Source organism: Streptomyces atriruber, assembly GCF_001418325.1.
In the GTDB taxonomy this organism is placed as follows: domain Bacteria; phylum Actinomycetota; class Actinomycetes; order Streptomycetales; family Streptomycetaceae; genus Streptomyces; species Streptomyces atriruber.
Genome location: NZ_LIPN01000438.1, coordinates 1 through 16476, shown reverse-complemented (window position 1 = coordinate 16476; position 16476 = coordinate 1). Strand labels below are relative to the sequence as shown.

Annotated in this window: 18 protein-coding genes; 8 read left to right on the top strand and 10 right to left on the bottom strand. The window is 69.8% G+C overall.

What is annotated here, in order from left to right; translation table 11 throughout:
• Both AOK03_RS43605 and AOK03_RS35140 read right to left on the bottom strand, forming a co-directional pair.
• The coding region (locus AOK03_RS43605) for a hypothetical protein (RefSeq protein ID WP_208609656.1) at positions 1 to 215 on the bottom strand (215 nt) is incomplete at its 3' end.
• A 129-nt stretch (positions 216 to 344) separates the two neighbouring features.
• The gene (locus tag AOK03_RS35140; RefSeq protein WP_055569444.1) at positions 345 to 986 is read right to left on the bottom strand and encodes a DNA-3-methyladenine glycosylase; all 642 of its coding nucleotides are present in this window, start codon (positions 984 to 986) and stop codon (positions 345 to 347) included.
• Between the two features lie 162 nt (positions 987 to 1148).
• Between AOK03_RS35140 and AOK03_RS35135 the strand changes: the two genes are divergently transcribed.
• From AOK03_RS35135 to AOK03_RS35125, 3 genes are all read left to right on the top strand, one after another.
• On the top strand, positions 1149 to 1931 hold the full coding sequence (locus tag AOK03_RS35135) for a sporulation protein (protein WP_055569443.1): 783 nt from the start codon (positions 1149 to 1151) through the stop codon (positions 1929 to 1931).
• Positions 1932 to 1979: 48 nt separating this feature from the next.
• Positions 1980 to 2519 carry a YbhB/YbcL family Raf kinase inhibitor-like protein gene (locus AOK03_RS35130; protein WP_055569442.1) on the top strand — a complete coding sequence of 180 codons (540 nt, stop codon included), beginning with the start codon at positions 1980 to 1982 and terminating at the stop codon, positions 2517 to 2519.
• Between the two features lie 166 nt (positions 2520 to 2685).
• Entirely contained in the window at positions 2686 to 3192 is a 507-nt protein-coding gene (locus tag AOK03_RS35125) for an HNH endonuclease (RefSeq protein WP_055569441.1), read from the top strand.
• 105 nt (positions 3193 to 3297) lie between these two features.
• Here the strand turns inward: AOK03_RS35125 and AOK03_RS35120 are convergent, their stop codons facing one another.
• From AOK03_RS35120 to AOK03_RS35110, 3 genes are all read right to left on the bottom strand, one after another.
• Entirely contained in the window at positions 3298 to 4236 is a 939-nt protein-coding gene (locus AOK03_RS35120) for an SPFH domain-containing protein (RefSeq protein WP_055569440.1), read from the bottom strand.
• Positions 4237 to 4345: 109 nt separating this feature from the next.
• Positions 4346 to 4774, bottom strand: coding sequence for an NfeD family protein (locus AOK03_RS35115; protein ID WP_055569439.1), 429 nt, complete (start codon positions 4772 to 4774; stop codon positions 4346 to 4348).
• Between the two features lie 45 nt (positions 4775 to 4819).
• Positions 4820 to 5617, bottom strand: coding sequence for an ABC transporter ATP-binding protein (locus tag AOK03_RS35110; protein ID WP_055569447.1), 798 nt, complete (start codon positions 5615 to 5617; stop codon positions 4820 to 4822).
• A 121-nt stretch (positions 5618 to 5738) separates the two neighbouring features.
• Here AOK03_RS35110 and AOK03_RS35105 point away from each other — a divergent pair, with 121 nt between their 5' ends.
• Positions 5739 to 6527: a hypothetical protein gene (locus tag AOK03_RS35105; RefSeq protein ID WP_079075154.1), complete on the top strand. Its 789-nt coding sequence runs from the start codon at positions 5739 to 5741 to the stop codon at positions 6525 to 6527.
• A gap of 86 nt (positions 6528 to 6613) precedes the next feature.
• On the opposite strand, the gene AOK03_RS35100 is transcribed toward AOK03_RS35105, so the two are convergent.
• The 4 genes from AOK03_RS35100 to AOK03_RS35085 all read right to left on the bottom strand — a co-directional run bounded on the left by AOK03_RS35100 (position 6614) and on the right by AOK03_RS35085 (position 9162).
• On the bottom strand, positions 6614 to 6862 hold the full coding sequence (locus AOK03_RS35100; RefSeq protein ID WP_055569437.1) for a chaplin: 249 nt from the start codon (positions 6860 to 6862) through the stop codon (positions 6614 to 6616).
• A 73-nt stretch (positions 6863 to 6935) separates the two neighbouring features.
• A complete protein-coding gene (locus AOK03_RS35095) occupies positions 6936 to 7181 on the bottom strand; it encodes a chaplin (protein WP_055569436.1) in 246 nt (81 codons plus the stop codon).
• A 180-nt stretch (positions 7182 to 7361) separates the two neighbouring features.
• On the bottom strand, positions 7362 to 8024 hold the full coding sequence (locus AOK03_RS35090) for a response regulator (RefSeq protein ID WP_244177868.1): 663 nt from the start codon (positions 8022 to 8024) through the stop codon (positions 7362 to 7364).
• Complete coding sequence (locus AOK03_RS35085) at positions 8017 to 9162, bottom strand: GAF domain-containing sensor histidine kinase (RefSeq protein ID WP_055569435.1); 1146 nt, start codon at positions 9160 to 9162, stop codon at positions 8017 to 8019. Before AOK03_RS35085 ends, AOK03_RS35090 begins: the two co-directional genes overlap by 8 nt.
• Positions 9163 to 9357: 195 nt before the next feature.
• On the opposite strand from AOK03_RS35085, the gene AOK03_RS35080 reads away from it, so the two are divergent.
• The 3 genes from AOK03_RS35080 (at position 9358) to AOK03_RS35070 (ending at position 12160) form a co-directional block, all read left to right on the top strand.
• Positions 9358 to 10056 (top strand): SDR family NAD(P)-dependent oxidoreductase, encoded by a 699-nt coding sequence (locus AOK03_RS35080; RefSeq protein WP_055569434.1) that lies wholly within the window; start codon positions 9358 to 9360, stop codon positions 10054 to 10056.
• Between the two features lie 5 nt (positions 10057 to 10061).
• Positions 10062 to 11117 carry an S-adenosylmethionine:tRNA ribosyltransferase-isomerase gene (locus AOK03_RS35075; protein ID WP_055569445.1) on the top strand — a complete coding sequence of 352 codons (1056 nt, stop codon included), beginning with the start codon at positions 10062 to 10064 and terminating at the stop codon, positions 11115 to 11117.
• 326 nt (positions 11118 to 11443) lie between these two features.
• The gene (locus AOK03_RS35070; protein WP_055569433.1) at positions 11444 to 12160 is read left to right on the top strand and encodes a transglycosylase SLT domain-containing protein; all 717 of its coding nucleotides are present in this window, start codon (positions 11444 to 11446) and stop codon (positions 12158 to 12160) included.
• A 118-nt stretch (positions 12161 to 12278) separates the two neighbouring features.
• On the opposite strand, the gene AOK03_RS35065 is transcribed toward AOK03_RS35070, so the two are convergent.
• The gene (locus tag AOK03_RS35065; protein ID WP_055569432.1) at positions 12279 to 14885 is read right to left on the bottom strand and encodes an ABC transporter ATP-binding protein/permease; all 2607 of its coding nucleotides are present in this window, start codon (positions 14883 to 14885) and stop codon (positions 12279 to 12281) included.
• Positions 14886 to 15151: 266 nt separating this feature from the next.
• Between AOK03_RS35065 and AOK03_RS35060 the strand changes: the two genes are divergently transcribed.
• Positions 15152 to 16476 (top strand): streptophobe family protein (locus AOK03_RS35060; RefSeq protein WP_055569431.1); only part of this gene is annotated, 1325 nt, incomplete at its 3' end.

Here is a 16476-nt window from a genome sequence, read left to right as displayed (position 1 = left end):
GCTTCCTTTGTACTCACCCTCTCGGGCTTTCCTCCGGGCGCTTCCCTTCGGTATTTCGTGTTTCCAACCCTACCAGATCCGTTTTCCGTTCCGTTCCCGGTTCGGAATTCATTTCCGGTGGCCGTTGGAGGGCCTTTGCCTTTCGGCGTGTCCACTACGTTAGCGGATTCCCTCCGCAACTCATAATCGAGTTCCGCGAGTTCGAATTCGGGCATGCGAGCACGCCGAATAGGACCCCGCCGAGGGGAAGTTCTTAGGTAGTGGTTGGCCGCTTCCGGCTGCTGGCAGATTGCCGTACCCGGTTCAAGCGACTCGGACTACATTACGGAGGCGCCAACGCTGCGTCAAGTTCGTCGGCGTCGAGGCGTATGGGCCCGATAAGGGCTGACCGTAGGGTCGTTGGAGGTCCAGAAGCGCCACGGGTGAACGCCGCCCTCCCCCGCTACACCCGTCCGGGGTCCGCTGCTGACCTGGGCGGACGGGACAGGCGCGCCGGTCAGCACGGTGAACGGGGAGGACGGGTCCCCGCAGACGTCGGCGCCGTCGAGCCGTCGGTCCACATCGAGGGCGGTGGCCAGGCGTGCGGGCCCTTTGGCCAGTTCCTTGTCGTTTCGGGCCGAGAGTCGACGTTTGCGGGCCAGCTCGGCACCCTCAGTGATCTCTCCCGCGCGCAGCAGGACCGCGCCGGCCATGCCCTCCGGACCGCACACCAGGTTCATGCAGTGCCACATGCCGTAGGTGAAGTAGACGTACATGTGTCCCGGCTGTCCGAACATCACGCTGTTGCGGGCCGTTCGGCCGCGATAGGCATGGGAGCCGGGGTCCAGTTCACCCGCGTACGCCTCGACCTCTGTCAGGCGGACCTCGATCGGGCCGTCCGCCGAGTCGCGCACGAGGACGCGTCCGAGCAGGTCCGGTGCGACCTCCAGGACTGGTCGGTCGAAGAAGTCCCGGGTGAGAGGCGTACGGTCAGGCGGCGCGATCATGCCGTACGAGCGTAGTGCACATGGTCTACGTTCTCGGGGGGCCCAAGGGCCGCTCGGTTGTACGGGGGACGGTGCGGAACCGCGCACGGTTCCCTCGCGTATCTATCGATCAAGTATTCACGTCGGGACGAACCACAGGCGGCGGCCTGGGGATGGAGTGTCATGGGGTTCAAGAAGCTGCTCGCGAGTCTGGGGGCCGGCGGCGCCTCGGTGGAGACCGTGCTGGCCGAGGTCAACGTGGTCCCGGGCGGCGTCGTCCAGGGTGAGGTGCGGATCCAGGGCGGGTCGGTGGACCAGGAGATCGAGGGTCTCTCCGTCGGTCTGCAGGCCCGGGTCGAGGTCGAGGGCAACGACCAGGAGACCAAGCAGGACATCGAGTTCACCAAGGTGCGGCTCGGTGGCGCCTTCACGCTGCAGGCCAACCAGGTGCACGCCGTGCAGTTCACCCTGGAGATCCCCTGGGAGACCCCGGTCACGAGCATCGACGGACAGCAGCTGCGCGGCATGAACATCGGTGTGACCACCGAGCTGGAGATCGCGCGCGCCGTGGACTCCAGCGACTTGGACCCGATCAACGTGCACCCGCTGCCGGCGCAGCAGGCCATCCTGGACGCCTTCATCCAGCTGGGTTTCCGCTTCAAGAGCGCGGACATGGAGCGCGGTCACATCCGCGGCACGCGGCAGAAGCTGCCCTTCTACCAGGAGGTCGAGTTCTACCCGCCGCAGCAGTACCGCGGCCTCAACCAGGTCGAGCTCAGCTTCGTCGCCGACGACCGCGAGATGGACGTCGTGCTGGAGATGGACAAGAAGCCAGGTCTGTTCAGCGAGGGCAGCGACTCGTTCCGTTCGTTCCAGGTCGGCCTGAACGACTTCCAGGGCACGGACTGGGCCGCGTACCTGAACGAGTGGCTGTCCCAGGTCGGCAGCAAGCGCAACTGGTTCTAGGCTCGGAGAGGATCAGCGAGGACCAGCAATCAACCAGGAGGTGCCGACGTGAGCGAGCTCAAGAGGCCGCCGCTTCCCCATGACTTCCATCCGCCCGTGCCGTCGTTCACGGTCGTGAGCGAGGACTTCGAACCGGGTGCGGTCCTCAAGGACGCTCAGGTCTACGCGGCGGGTAACACCTCGCCGCAGCTGCGGTGGGAGGGCTTCCCGCCGGAGACCAAGAGCTTCGCCGTGACGTGCTTCGACCCGGACGCCCCCACGGGCAGCGGGTTCTGGCACTGGACCGTCTTCGACATCCCGGTCTCGACGACCGAGCTGCCGGGCGGTGCGGGCAGCGGGAAGTTCGAGGGCCTGCCCGAGGGTGCGGTGCAGGTGCGCAACGACTTCGGGACGAAGGACTTCGGGGGTGCGGCGCCGCCTGCCGGTGATCGTCCGCACCGCTATGTGTTCACCGTGTACGCGGTGGACCAGGAGCAGCTGGGTCCCGACTCGGACGCCCCGCCCGCGTTCGTGGGCTTCAACCTCCGGTTCCACACGCTGGCGCGCGCCCAGGTGATCGCCGAGTACGCGGCTCCCGCCGAAAGCTGAGCAACGGTCGGGTACTGAGCGTTCACCGATTGTTTGCCCGCCTCTGGTCATGGAAGTGATCAGGGGCGGGCATTTTTTATTGCGTTGTCCATCTCGGCGTGCCCGGCCAGAGTTGATCCCAGCCCGCCAGGCGGTGGGCCGGTGCATACGGGAGGTGGGCAGGTTGATGCGGGACACGCTGGTGCTGAACGCGAGCTTCGAGCCGCTCTCGACGGTATCGCTCAACCGGGCCGTCGTTCTGGTGCTCCAGGACAAGGCCGTGGTCGAGCACGCCCACCCCGGACTCCGTGTGCGCGCGGCGGCGATCGACATCCCCGTGCCCAGAGTGATCAGGCTGTGCAGATATGTGCGGGTGCCCTTCCGAAGACAGGCGCCGTGGTCGAGGCGGGGCGTGCTGGTCCGCGACCGGCACCGGTGTGCGTACTGCGGCAGGCGCGCCACGACGGTCGACCACGTGGTGCCGCGGTCGCAGGGCGGTGCCGACTCCTGGCTGAACACGGTGGCTTCGTGCGCGCTGGACAATCACCGCAAGGCGGCGCGTACTCCGGAGGAGGCGGGCATGCCCTTGCTCCGGCAGCCGTTCGAGCCGACGCCTGCCGATGCGATGCTCCTGTCGCTCGGCAGGGACGAGTTGGCCTCGCTGCCCGATTGGCTGGCCCAGCCCGCCGCGTAGCCCCGATGCCGGACGGCAGGGCAGGCGGATGACGTACGACGAACCCCGCGTTCCTCCTCTGAGGGGCGCGGGGTTCGTCGTACGTCGGTGCGGACCGGCGGCGTATCAGTCGATCGGCGGCTGCTCGCGGCGCTCGGTGGCGGGAGCCGATCCGCCGGAGCCGCCGCCCAGCGGGCCGAAGTTGCCGAGCGCTCCGCCGAGGCCCTTGAGGGCGTCGCCGATCTCGCTGGGCACGATCCAGAGCTTGTTGGCGTCGCCCTCGGCGATCTTCGGGAGCATCTGGAGGTACTGGTAGGAGAGGAGCTTCTGGTCGGGGTCGCCCGCGTGGATGGACTCGAAGACCGTGCGGATCGCCTGGGCCTCGCCCTCGGCGCGCAGGGCGGCGGCCTTGGCCTCACCTTCGGCGCGCAGGATCGCGGACTGCTTCTCACCTTCGGCGCGGAGGATCTCCGACTGCCGGACACCTTCGGCCTGGAGGATGGCGGCGCGCTTGTCACGGTCGGCGCGCATCTGCTTCTCCATCGAGTCCTGGATGGAGGTCGGCGGCTCGATCGCCTTGAGCTCGACGCGGTTGACGCGGATGCCCCACTTGCCGGTCGCCTCGTCGAGGACGCCGCGCAGGGCCGCGTTGATCTCCTCGCGGGAGGTCAGGGTCCGCTCCAGGTCCATGCCACCGATGATGTTGCGCAGGGTGGTGACGGTGAGCTGCTCGATCGCCTGGATGTAGCTGGCGACTTCGTACGTCGCCGCCCTGGCGTCGGTCACCTGGTAGTAGATGACGGTGTCGATGTTGACCACCAGGTTGTCCTGGGTGATCACCGGCTGGGGCGGGAAGGGGACGACCTGTTCACGCAGGTCGATGCGGTTGCGGATCGAGTCGATGAACGGGACGACGATGTTCAGTCCGGCGTTCAGCGTGCGTGTGTAGCGGCCGAAGCGCTCGACGATGGCCGCGCTGGCCTGTGGGATGACCTGGATGGTCTTGATCAGGGCGATGAAAACCAGCACCACCAGAATGATCAGGACGATGATGATTGGTTCCATCGTGGCTCCCCGTACCCTTCATGCCTCGGTGTTCCCGTAAAGGTCCTCGCGCGGTCGCGAAGATCTTGCTGGTCGAGTCTGTCAGACCGTCGTACGGACCGTGGGGCATTCACATGACGACAGCCGTCGCTCCGTCGATCTCGACGACGTCGACCTCTTGGCCCGGCTCGTAGGCGCGGTCCGTGTCGAGTGAACGGGCCGACCAGATCTCGCCCGCCAGCTTGATGCGGCCGCCGGAGGCGTCGACCCGTTCGAGGACGACGGCGGATCTGCCCTTCAACGCCTCGACTCCGGTCGCCAGTTCGGGCCGCCCGGCGCGGTGCCTGGTCGCGACCGGACGCACGACGGCGATGAGCGCCACCGAGACCGCGGCGAAGACCACGACCTGCAGCACGCTGCCGCCGCCGAGGCCTGCGGTGACCGCGGCCGCGACGGCGCCCACGGCGAGCATGCCGAACTCCGGCATCGCGGTCAGTACGAGCGGGATTCCGAGCGCGGCCGCCCCGATCAGCCACCACACCCATGCGTCGATGTCCACATGGTCATGGTAGGACCGCGGGTCCCTTCCGGGACAGGGCACCGATCAGCTGAGCGGAAGACCCGTGGCGGTCCAGCGGTCGTTCTTCTGCTCGACGACCAGCGGGAGGCCGAAGCAGAGGGAGAGGTTGCGGGAGGTGAGCTCGAGCTCCAGCGGGCCCGCGGCCATGACCTTGCCCTGGCGGATCATGAGGACGTGCGTGAAGCCGGGGGCGATCTCCTCGACGTGGTGCGTGACCATGATCATCGAGGGGGCGATCGGGTCACGGGCGAGGCGGCCGAGGCGACGGACGAGGTCTTCGCGGCCGCCGAGGTCGAGGCCCGCGGCGGGCTCGTCGAGGAGCAGCAGCTCGGGGTCGGTCATCAGGGCGCGGGCGATCAGGGTGCGCTTGCGCTCGCCCTCGGAGAGGGTGCCGAACCTGCGGTCGAGGTAGTCGCTCATGCCGAGGCGGTCGAGGAAGGCGCGGGCGCGCTGCTCGTCCACGTCCTCGTAGTCCTCGTGCCAGCCTGCGGTCATGCCGTACGCCGCGGTGAGCACGGTCTGCAGGACGGTCTGCCGCTTGGGCAGCTTCTCCGCCATCGCGATGCCGGCGACGCCGATGCGCGGGCGGAGTTCGAAGACGTCCGTGCCGGGCTTGCCGAGGGTCTCGCCGAGGATGGTGGCGGTGCCGGTGCTCGGGTAGAGGTAGCTGGACGCGACGTTGAGGAGGGTGGTCTTGCCCGCACCGTTCGGTCCGAGGATGACCCAGCGCTCCCCCTCCTTGACCGACCAGGAGACCTGGTCCACCAGAGCCCGGCCCTCGCGGACCACAGATACGTCCTCAAGCTCCAGTACATCGCTCATGAGCGCGCTGTCTCCCATTGCAGTCTCGGTCGTCGCTCGCGCCTGTGGACGCGGCCCCCGGATAAAACCTACGCCACCGGCCGACCGTTCCTGTCGTGAGCCCGGTCCTTAGGCTGTGTGCATGCTCTCGGAACCACGCTCAGGACGCCTGGCCGCATGGGGAAATGCCCTTTTGGCCGGACTTGTTTCTCCGGATGACGCGGTGCTCGCGATGGTCGGTGACGACGCGGTGCACCGGGTCGAAGGACTGCCCGGGGAGTCGGGCCCGGTCGGGCTCACCCTCGCGACGGGGCGGCTGCGCTCGCTGGGGGTGACCGGTCTGCGGGTGGCGCTGCCCGCGCCGGGGCATCCGCTGGGGCTGAGCGGGCCGCCCGAGTTCAATGCGCGCGCCCTCGACGCGGAGGAAGCCGTCGTCGGGTTCGGCGCGCCGTACGGGCTCGTGCCCGAGGTGTACGAGGCGGGGCCCGACGGCGACGTACATGTGGAGGTCGTCTGGCACTGCCTGCCCGTGCGCGAGGCGCCGCCCGCCGACGTGCCCTCGCTGGGCGAGGCGGAGCGTGAGCTCGCGGAGGCGCTGCGGGAGGCGACGGAGGTGCTGTCCCGGCTCGACGTCGCGGCGTCGGGGCCGGTCGCCGAGGCCGCGCTCGACGCGTACCGGGCGCGGGCGGAGCGCGGGCGCGAGCTGCTGGCACCCGGCTATCCGCCGCGCGCGGTACGGGTGTTGGAGCTGGCCCAGCGGGTCGGTCTGCTCATCTCACTGGCGTACGAGAACGGGCACGGCGGGGCCGTGAGCGCGTCGGAGATCGCGGCGAGGGGGCAGGCGCTGCGGCCCGTGGAGCGGACGGCCCGGAGGGCGCAGGTGGCCGCGTACAACTCGGCTGTCGAGGAGCGGGAGCGGGGCGGGCGCTGAGGCCGCTGCCGCGTTCGTCGGGACCGGGAACGCCGCGGGCCCCGCGGACCGGTGAGGTCCGCGGGGCCCGCGTCGGGGCTTGTGCCTCAGTGGTTCACCGTGTGGTTGGCGAACGCCGGGTTGAGAACGCCGATGACGTTCACGCTGTTGCCGGTGACGTTGACCGGGACGTCGACCGGCACCTGGACGAGGTTGCCCGAGCCGACGCCCGGGGACTTCGTGGCGACACCGTCGGCCTGGGCGTCCGAGGTGGCGGAGGCGACTCCGGCGGACGCGCCCGCGGCGAGACCGGCGGCGACGACGGCCAGGGCGGCCTTCTTGGCGATGCTGTTCATGGGACGTGCTCCTCCTGCTGACATGGGCGACCCCGGTGGCGGGGTCAGGGGATGTGCTGCTCGCAGGGTGCGATCAGAGGTTTTCGCAGACGTTGCCGAACGTCGGGTTGAGGCCGCCGATGACGGTGACGGTGTTGCCGCAGGCGTTGACCGGGACGTGGACCGGGGCCTGGATCAGGTTGCCGGAGACGACACCGGGAGAGTTCTTGGCGACTCCGTCGGCGTGCGCGCCACCGTGGGCGGAGGCCATGCCGGCGCCGGCCGCAACCAGACCGCCGGCCACCATCGTGACGGCAGCGGCCTTCTTCAGGTTCTTCACTTCTACGATCCTCCTGGGCAGAAGCTGCGGCCAGCCGCCGCAGCACGCACTGGAGAACGCTCGGCCGCCCCGGGGGATACGCCATCCGGGGGACATCCACACGACGGTATGAATCTCAGATCGCAAGTCGACGGTCCGGCCGCGCTCCGGAGCCGCCCCCGCACGGGGCTTGTGGCCTGCTCAGCCGGTCACTCCGTGGCGCACGGCCCAGAGCGCGGCCTGTGTCCGGTCGGCCAGGTCCAGCTTCATCAGGATGTTCGAGACGTGCGTCTTGACGGTCTTCTCGGAGAGGACGAGGGCACGGGCGATCTCCCGGTTGGAGCGGCCGTCGGCGATCAGGCCGAGGACCTCGCGCTCGCGCTCGGTCAGCGAACCGCCCCTGCCCTGGCCGCTGCCGGCCTCCTCCTGGGAGAGCAGGGCGCCCGCCACCTCGGGCTGCAGGAGCACGTGCCCCGCGTGCACGGAGCGGATGGCACCGGCGAGGGCGTCCGGATCGACGTCCTTGTACACATACCCGGCGGCGCCCGCGCGCAGGGCCGGGACCACCGTGCGCTGCTCGGTGAAGCTGGTGACGATGAGCACGCGCGCGGGGTTGGCCAGTTCGCGGAGCTTGCGCAGTGCCTCGACGCCGTCCATGCCGGGCATCTTGACGTCCATGAGGACGACGTCCGGCTTCAACTCCTCGGCCTGCGCGACCCCTTCGGCGCCGTCCGACGCCTCTCCGACGACGTCGATGTCGTCCTGGATCTCCAGGAACGTGCGCAGGCCTCGGCGGACCACCTGGTGGTCGTCGACCAGCAGCACACGGATCCCGGTCTTCGTGTTGAGCACCGCGTCAGCCACCGGGGACCTCCATCTCGATCGTTGTGCCCTTGCCGGGCTCCGATTCCACGGTCAGGCGTCCGCCGACCCCGCTCGCCCGGTCCCGCATGGAGACCAGGCCGAGGTGGCGCCCCGCGCGGCGTATCGACTTGGGGTCGAAGCCCGAGCCGTCGTCGACGACGCGCAGGGCGGCACCGGCGCCGCGCTTGTCCAGGAGCACGGCGACGTGCTCCGCGCCGGAGTGGCGCAGAGCGTTGTGCAGGGCCTCCTGGGCGACCCGCAGCATGGCTTCTTCCTGGGAGGCGGGCAGGGCCCGCACTCCTTTGCTCTCGAAGGTGACCTCGGCGGAGTGCGCGCGGTGCAGCACCTGGGTGTGCGTGCGCAGGGTGGCCACCAGGCCATCCTCGTCGAGGGCCGCGGGGCGCAACTCCACGACGGCGGCGCGCAGTTCGTCGGCGGCCTCGGCGGCGAGCACCGCCACCTGCTGCAGTTCGTCCTTGGCCCGGCACGGATCGCGGTCCACCAGGGCCGTGGCGGCCTGTGCCGTCAGGCGCAGGGAGAAGAGCTTCTGGCTGACGGCGTCGTGCAGTTCGTGGGCGAGGCGCGAGCGCTCCTCGGCGATGGTGAGCTCCCGACTGCGCTCGTACAGGCGGGCGTTGGTGAGGGCGATGGCGGCGTGCTGGGCGAGGATCGCGAGGAGCTCCGCGTCGTCCTCGGTGAAGCCGCAAGTGCCCTGGGGCTTGGGGCAGTTCTTGTTGGCGAGGAAGAGGGCGCCGAGCGTCTCCTCGTCGGAGTGGATGGGCACGCCGAGGAAGTCGGACATCTCCGGGTGGGCGGAGGGCCAGCCCCCGAAGCGGGGGTCCTCGCGCACGTCGCCGAGCCGGACGGTCTCGCCCTTCTGGAGCATCGAGGCGAGGATGCCGTGCTGCCGGGGCAGCGGGCCGATGGCCTTCCACTGGTCCTCGCTGACGCCGTCGACGACGAACTGGGCGAAGCCGCCGTGGTCGTCCGGGACGCCGAGCGCGGCGTACTCGGCATCGAGCAGCTCACGGGCGGAGGCGACGATCGTCTTGAGGACGTCGCGCACCTCCAGGTGTCTGCTCATGGCGAGGAGCGCGGAACTCACCGCGGTCAGGCCGGATCGGGGTCCTTGACTCATGGTCACACCGTACCGGCGGGGTGTGACAGTGCGTATCCGACCTGTGGAGGCCCCCGCCTAGGGCCCGGGGCCTAGGTCGATGGTCCGGTATTAGGGCGAAGGGCCCCGCGGGGTTGCGGCTCCCGCACGAGGTGCCGGGGGCGTGGCCGTTCCTACGGTGGTGGTCCGGTCGAGCCAACCGAGGGGACGGATGTCATGCCGGTAGCAATCATCACGGGGGCTTCGAAGGGGCTGGGGCGCGCGTTGGGCGCGGCCCTGGCCGAGTCGGGCTGGGATCTGGTGCTCGACGCGCGGACCGCCCCGGTCCTTGCGGAGTCGGCGCGCGAGCTCAGGAAGTACGGCACGCGCGTGGAGGCACTGGCCGGGGACGTCACGGACGCGGGGCACCGCGCGGACCTGGTGGCGGCGGCGCGGCGCCTCGGCGGTCTCGATCTGCTGGTGAACAACGCGAGCGCGCTGGGCGCGGAGCCTCTCGTACCACTGGCGGAGCTCGCGCTCGACGGGCTGCGGGCGGCGCTGGAGACCAATGTGGTGGCGGCGCTCGGGCTGGTGCAGGAGGCGCTGCCGCTGCTGCGGGAGTCCGCGGGGGCGGTGGTCGGCGTCAGCTCCGACGCGGCCGTCGAGGCGTACGGGACGTGGGGCGGGTACGGCGCGTCCAAGGCGGCCCTCGACCAGCTCTCCGCCGTCCTCGCCGAGGAGGAGCCGGGGATCCGGGTGTGGGCCGTCGATCCGGGGGACATGCGGACGGACCTGTACCGGGCCGCTGTGCCCGGCGACGACACGTCCGGGCGGCCGCTGCCCGAGGACGTGGCGCCGGCCTTCCTGCGGCTGCTCACCGAGCGGCCGGCCAGTGGGCGCTGCACGGCGTCGGCGCTGTCGGCGGGTGCCCGGTGAACGTCCTGGGCGTACCGCTGTGCGTGCCGGACTCCCTCGTCGCCCGGGTGCCCGCCGAGCAGCGCGGCGCGGGGCTCGGCAGAGACGCGGTGCGGCTGCTGGTGTCGCAGGGCCCGGAGGTCGCGCATCGCGCCTTCACGGAGTTGCCCGCGCTGCTGCGGGCCGGGGACCTGCTCGTGGTCAACACGTCGCGGACGCTGGCCGCGGCGGTGGACGGAAGACTCGGGCACGCGCGCGTGGTGGTGCATTTCTCCACCCGGGGCGCGGACGGGCGGTGGGCGGTGGAGCTGCGCGACCCGGACGGGAAGGGCACCACACGCGCGCGTGGCGGTGGTCCGGCCGGTTCGGTGGTGCGGCTCCCCGGAAACGTACGCCTTGTATATGAGGAGCCGATGGCGGCCGGGAGCGGGCGGCTGTGGTGGGTGCGGGTGTCGGCCGACGTGCCCGCGCTGCTGCGGCGACACGGGCGTCCCATCCGTTACTCCTATACGGAGAGGGACCAGCCGCTTTCCGTGTACCAGACCGTGTTCGGGCTGCCCTCGGCCGATGGGGCGGGGAGTGCAGAGATGCCGAGTGCGGGGCGGCCGTTCACCGCGTCGATGGTGGCGGAGCTGGTGAGCAGGGGCGTGCAGTTCGCGCCGGTCGTGCTGCACACCGGTGTGGCCTCGCAGGAGGCGCACGAGCCGCCGTACCCGGAGCCCTTCGAGGTGCCGGAGGCGTCGGCGCGGCTGATCAATGCCGCGCGGGCGGGCGGGGGCCGGGTCGTCGCGGTCGGTACGACGGCCGTGCGCGCCGTGGAGTCCGCCGCGGGGCCCGACGGCGTGGTGCGGGCGGCGGCCGGGCGGACCGAGCTGGTGGTGACCCCGGAACGCGGGGTGCGCGTGGTGGACGGCCTGCTGACGGGGCTCCACGAGCCGGAGGCGTCGCATCTGCTGATGCTGGAGGCCGTCGCGGGGCGGGCGGCGATCGAGCGGGGTTATGCGGAGGCGGTACGCCGTCTCTACCTGTGGCACGAGTTCGGGGACGTCCACCTCATCCTCCGGGATGAGGATCCTCACTGAGAGCGTTGCGGCGGCAACTCCTGGTGAGACTGTTACGTCTTCGATGTGAGCCCGCGCATAGGACGCACATCACGTACGAAGGTCCCTAGTGGATAAGAAATCCCTTTATGTTCGCGGGGTCCATGGCCGCAAACGGCACATCCCGACCCCCTGATCCACTATGCGGGATCGTACGTCACACCTTTGCCACAGAATTTTGCTGCCGCTAAGAATTGCTCCCGTCGCTCGGCGCCGCGGTCTCACCACCGCGGCGTTTGTGCCGGAGAAGCAACCTGTCCCCCAGCCGGACCAGAGCGACCTCCGCTATTCGAAGAGGTCCAACTCGCATGTCCAAGCACAGCCTTTCTGGTCATAGTCGCTCCGCCGTGACCAAGACCCAGAAGTTCTCGATCGCCGGAGTCGCCACGCTCGGCGCCGCCGCCCTCGCGTTCTCCCTCGTGCCGGGCAACTCCGAGGCCACGACCCAGGCCGCCGCCGACGTCTCCCCCGTGGCCTTCGCCGCGGGCGCCAACGCGCAGCAGGCCGTCCACGCCAACGTCTCGAAGCAGCAGTCCAACGCCGACAAGCAGGCCAAGGACGCCGCCGAGAAGGCCGCCGCCGAGAAGAAGAAGGCCGACGAGGCCAAGAAGGCCGCCGACGAGGCCGCCGCGAAGAAGAAGGCCGAGGACGAGCGCAAGGCCAAGGAGGCCGCCAGCCGCGCCGCCGCCCGCAAGCCCGTCTACGCCAACAACCTCGACGGCTGGATCCGCCAGTCCCTGGACATCATGAAGGCCAAGGGCATCCCCGGCTCCTACGAGGGTCTGCACCGCAACATCATCCGTGAGTCCGCGGGCAACCCGCAGGCCGTGAACGGCTGGGACATCAACGCCATCAACGGCACCCCGTCGATCGGCCTGCTCCAGGTCATCCAGCCGACGTTCAACGCGTACCACGTCGAAGGAACCTCGACGAACATCTACGACCCGGTCGCCAACATCACGGCCGCGGCCAACTACGCCGCCGACCGCTACGGCTCGATGGACAACGTGAACGGCGCCTACTGAGCCTTGATCGCCTGATCACTGGACCTCTTCAGCCGAAGCCGAGGTTCTCGAAGACGCCGAAGGGCGGCACCCCGCACGGGGTGCCGCCCTTCTCGTACGTCGTGACGTACTCAGCTGCTCACTTGCGCATGACCTCGGGCTCGTGGCGGCGCAGCAGGCGCGCGACCGCGAAGCCGCAGATGACACCGAGCAGGATCAGGACCGTGATGTTCAGGCTCCACTGACCGACCGAGTGCTCCCACAGCGGGTCGAGGTCACCCGGCTTCTTCGGGTCCCACGGCGGCATGAGGTGCGCCAGGTCGAGCGTGGCGCCCGCGCCGGCGATGGCCCAGCGGGACGGCATCAGCCAGGCGAACTGCTCCAGGCCCGGCGAGCCGTAGATCTGGAAGAGGACGCCGGTGAAGACGACCTGGACGATCGCGAACATCACCAGGAGCGGCATGGTCTTCTCGGAGGTCTTCACCAGCGAGGAGATGACCAGGCCGAACATCATCGACGTGAAGCCGAGCGCGATGATCGTCAGGCAGATCTCCACGGCCGGGGGCATGATCAGGCCCTCCGCCGGCAGCTCACGGGGCGCGAAGCCGATGCCGCAGATGATGACGCCCTGGATGGCCGTGATCACGCCGAGGACGATGACCTTGGACATCAGGTACGCCGAGCGGGAGAGGCCGGTGGCCCGTTCCCGTTCGTAGATGACCCGTTCCTTGATCAACTCTCGTACGGAGTTGGCCGCGCCGGAGAAGCACATGCCGACCGCGAGGATCAGCATGATCGTGCCCGCGTCGCCGTTGAACTTCACCGGCGGCTTGGGCGGGCCCAGACCGAAGTCGGCCGGGATCACGACGCTGACGATGCCGAGGACCGCGGGCAGGATCACCATCAGACCCATGAAGCCCTTGTCGGAGGCGATCACCGAGACGTAGCGCCGGATCAGGGTCCACAGCTGTGAACCCCAGCCCTGCGGTTTCGGCGGCCGCACCGCCTGGGGCGGCGGCATCTGTACGGACTGCGCGGCGACGGCGTCGATGTCCGCGGCGTACATCTGGTAGTGCTGCGAGCCCTTCCAGCGGCCCGCCCAGTCGTAGTCGCGGTAGTTCTCGAAAGCGGAGAAGACGTCGGCCCAGGTGCCGTAGCCGAAGAAGTTGAGGGCTTCTTCCGGCGGGCCGAAGTACGCCACCGAACCGCCCGGCGCCATCACCAGGAGCTTGTCGCAGATCGCCAGCTCGGCGACCGAGTGCGTGACGACGAGGACCGTGCGGCCGTCGTCGGCGAGGCCGCGCAGCAGCTGCATGACGTCGCGGTCCATGCCCGGGTCGAGGCCGGAGGTCGGCTCGTCCAGGAAGATCAGCGACGGCTTGGTCAGCAGCTCCAGGGCCACCGACACGCGCTTGCGCTGGCCACCGGAGAGGGAAGTGACCTTCTTCTCCTTGTGGATGTCCAGCTTGAGCTCGCGCAGGACCTCGTCGATGCGGGACTCGCGCTCGGCCTCCGTGGTGTCCGCGGGGAAGCGCAGCTTGGCCGCGTACTTGAGGGCCTTCTTGACGGTCAGCTCCTTGTGCAGGATGTCGTCCTGCGGGACCAGACCGATGCGCTGACGCAGCTCGGCGAACTGCTTGTAGAGGTTCCGGTTGTCGTAGAGGACGTCGCCCTGGTTGGCGGGCCGGTAGCCGGTGAGCGCCTTGAGCAGGGTGGACTTGCCGGAACCCGAGGGGCCGATGACCGCGATGAGCGACTTCTCCGGGACGCCGAAGGAGACGTCCTTGAGGATCTGCTTGCCGCCGTCGACCGTGACCGTGAGGTGCCGGGCCGAGAAGGAGACGTCACCGGTGTCGACGAACTCCTCGAGCTGTCCGCCGACGAGACGGAAGGTCGAGTGGCCGACGCCGACGATGTCGTTCGGGCCGATCAGGACCGTCGAGGACTTCGCGATCGGCTGGCCGTTGACGTACGTGCCGTTGTGGGACCCGAGGTCGTGGATCTCGAAACGGCCGTCGGGCGTCGCCGTGAACTCGGCGTGGTGGCGCGAGACCTGCAGGTCGGAGACGACCAGCTCGTTCTCGAGCGCACGACCGATGCGCATCTTGCGGCCCAGTGCCAGCTGATGGAACGTCGTCGGGCTGCGGTCGCCGTAGACCGGCGGGGCCCCCGCGGCGCCGCCGGAACCCGGAGCTTTCTGCGCGAACTGCTCGGACGGGCCACCCTGCTGCTGGGGCACGTGCGGCTGGTGCTGCTGCTGAGGCTGTTGCTGTGGCGGCTGCTGTTGCTGCCAGCCCTGCTGCTGCGCCTGGTAAGGGGCCTGCTGCTGGGGCGCCTGCTGCTGCGGAGCCTGAGCGGCCCAGCCGGGAGCTTCCTGCTGATGCTGCTGGGGCGCGTGCTGCGGCGCGGCCTGCTGCTGGGCGTGCTGCGGCGCGGAGACGGCCGCCGCGGCCGCACCACCGGACACGTTCACCAGCGGACCGTCGGTCGCATTGCCGAGGTGCACGGCCGAGCCAGGACCGATTTCCATCTGGTGGATCCGCTGGCCCTGCACGAAGGTGCCGTTGGTGCTGCCGTGGTCCTCGATGACCCAACTGCGGCCGCTCCAGCTGATCGTCGCGTGACGCCAGGACACCCTGGCGTCGTCGAGCGAGATATCCCCCTGCGGATCACGTCCGAGGGTGTACGGCCTGGACGCGTCCAGCGTCCAGGTCCTGCCATTCAATTCCAGTACGAGTTCCGGCACTCCATGCCCCACTGAGTTGTCCCCCGAGCTAGCCCCCATCGATGGGGAGTCTAGGGATGTCGAACATCGGGAGGAACTATTTCAGGCGGAGGGCTCTGACCGAAAGTCGGGCCTTGTGAAGACTGCGTACGGGCGTGACGGGTTGCCCCGTTGACGGAGAAGAAACCACCCCGGAGAGTAGTAAGCGCCCATCAGTGCATACGGATCATGCTCATTCTGAGCATCAAGTGCATTTGGGGCATCGCGCTGCGGTCCGGGGGGTCCTGATGCAGGCCGAAGAACACAACGGCGAGAGCCGGGGCGTGCGATGGGGCGATGTGCTGCTCTCCGCGATCGCCGCCGTCAGCTGGGCACTGGTCGGCATGGCGGGGACGGCCGCGCTCGGACTGCATCTGCTCGGCGCGGACGCGGTCGGCGCGCTCGGGCCGATGACGGCGGCGACCGTCGCTCTCGGCGCGGGAGGCTCGGTCACGCCCTCCGGCGACGTCTCCGCATTCGGCCTGGAAGGTGCCGAGGCGACCACGACAGTCGATATTGCGCCACTCGGTGTGGGTTTGGTCGGCGCACTGCTCCTCGCCCACTTCTTTCTGCGTTCCCTGCGCGGCGCGGGGCTCTTCATCCCGGCCGGTGAACTCTGCGCGCGCCTGGGCGCGGTGATCGCCCTCTTCCTGGCGATGCTCGCGGGGCTCGCCTGGGCCGGTCACGACATCATCACGATCGACGGCAAGCAGCTCGGCATCGACAAGGGGATCGGGGAGGGCATCGACCAGCTGCCGGACGACATCGGCGACAAGCTGCCGGGCGGGATCGGGGACATCGGCGGACTGCTCCCCGACCGGCTGGAAGGCCTCGTGAAGGCGAAGGCCTCGGTCGGTTTCACCGTCGACACCGGGCCGACGCTGCTCGGTGGTGCGGTCTGGGTGATCGGCGTCCTGCTCATCGCGCTGCTCGCGTCACGGCGCACACCGCTGCCGCGCGCCCTCGACGGGCTGCACCGCGTGGTGCGGCCCGCCGTCTCCGCGCTGGTCACGGTGGTGCTGGTGGCGGTCGCCGCGGGGTTCGCCGCGGCGGCGTACGCGATGATCGGCGACGATCACCCGAAGCGGATCGCGGGCGCCGCGCTGCTCGGGGCGCCGAACGGCGTGTGGCTCGGCATCCCCGTCGGGCTCTTCGTGCCGTGGGACGGCAAGGCGACGGGGGCGCTCACGCGCTTCCTGCCCGACCCCGTGGACGATCTCCTGACGGGACCGTCCGACAAGGCGCTCACCCTCGGGCGCTTGGCCGAACTCGACAACAGGGTCTGGCTCCTGGGCGTCGCGGCCGCGGTGACGATGCTGTTCGCCGGGGTGTTGACGGCCGCACGGACTCCTCGCGTCCGGAACGCCCTGTCCGGTCCCGGGTTCGCGGTGCGGTGCGGGGTGCGCCTCGGGATCGTGACGGCACTCGGACTCCCGCTCCTCGCCTGGCTGACGGAGGTGTCCGCCGACGCCTCGCTCTCCGTGCTCGGCTTCGACGCGTTCGGCGCGGGGGTCGAGCTGCACGCGCGGCTCGGGATGGCGGTGCTGCTCGGGGCGGCGTGGGGGTTCGGGAC

Excerpts from the sequence above, each read along its gene's own strand:
- AOK03_RS35105 (WP_079075154.1), top strand. The coding sequence starts at position 5,739 with ATGCTCTCGGAACCACGCTCAGGACGCCTGGCCGCATGGGGAAATGCC.
- AOK03_RS35070 (WP_055569433.1), top strand. The coding sequence starts at position 11,444 with ATGTCCAAGCACAGCCTTTCTGGTCATAGTCGCTCCGCCGTGACCAAG.
- AOK03_RS35135 (WP_055569443.1), top strand. The coding sequence starts at position 1,149 with ATGGGGTTCAAGAAGCTGCTCGCGAGTCTGGGGGCCGGCGGCGCCTCG.
- AOK03_RS35120 (WP_055569440.1), bottom strand. The coding sequence starts at position 4,236 with ATGGAACCAATCATCATCGTCCTGATCATTCTGGTGGTGCTGGTTTTC.
- AOK03_RS35125 (WP_055569441.1), top strand. The coding sequence starts at position 2,686 with ATGCGGGACACGCTGGTGCTGAACGCGAGCTTCGAGCCGCTCTCGACG.
- AOK03_RS35085 (WP_055569435.1), bottom strand. The coding sequence starts at position 9,162 with ATGAGTCAAGGACCCCGATCCGGCCTGACCGCGGTGAGTTCCGCGCTC.
- AOK03_RS35110 (WP_055569447.1), bottom strand. The coding sequence starts at position 5,617 with ATGAGCGATGTACTGGAGCTTGAGGACGTATCTGTGGTCCGCGAGGGC.
- AOK03_RS35140 (WP_055569444.1), bottom strand. The coding sequence starts at position 986 with ATGATCGCGCCGCCTGACCGTACGCCTCTCACCCGGGACTTCTTCGAC.
- AOK03_RS35080 (WP_055569434.1), top strand. The coding sequence starts at position 9,358 with ATGCCGGTAGCAATCATCACGGGGGCTTCGAAGGGGCTGGGGCGCGCG.
- AOK03_RS35100 (WP_055569437.1), bottom strand. The coding sequence starts at position 6,862 with ATGAACAGCATCGCCAAGAAGGCCGCCCTGGCCGTCGTCGCCGCCGGT.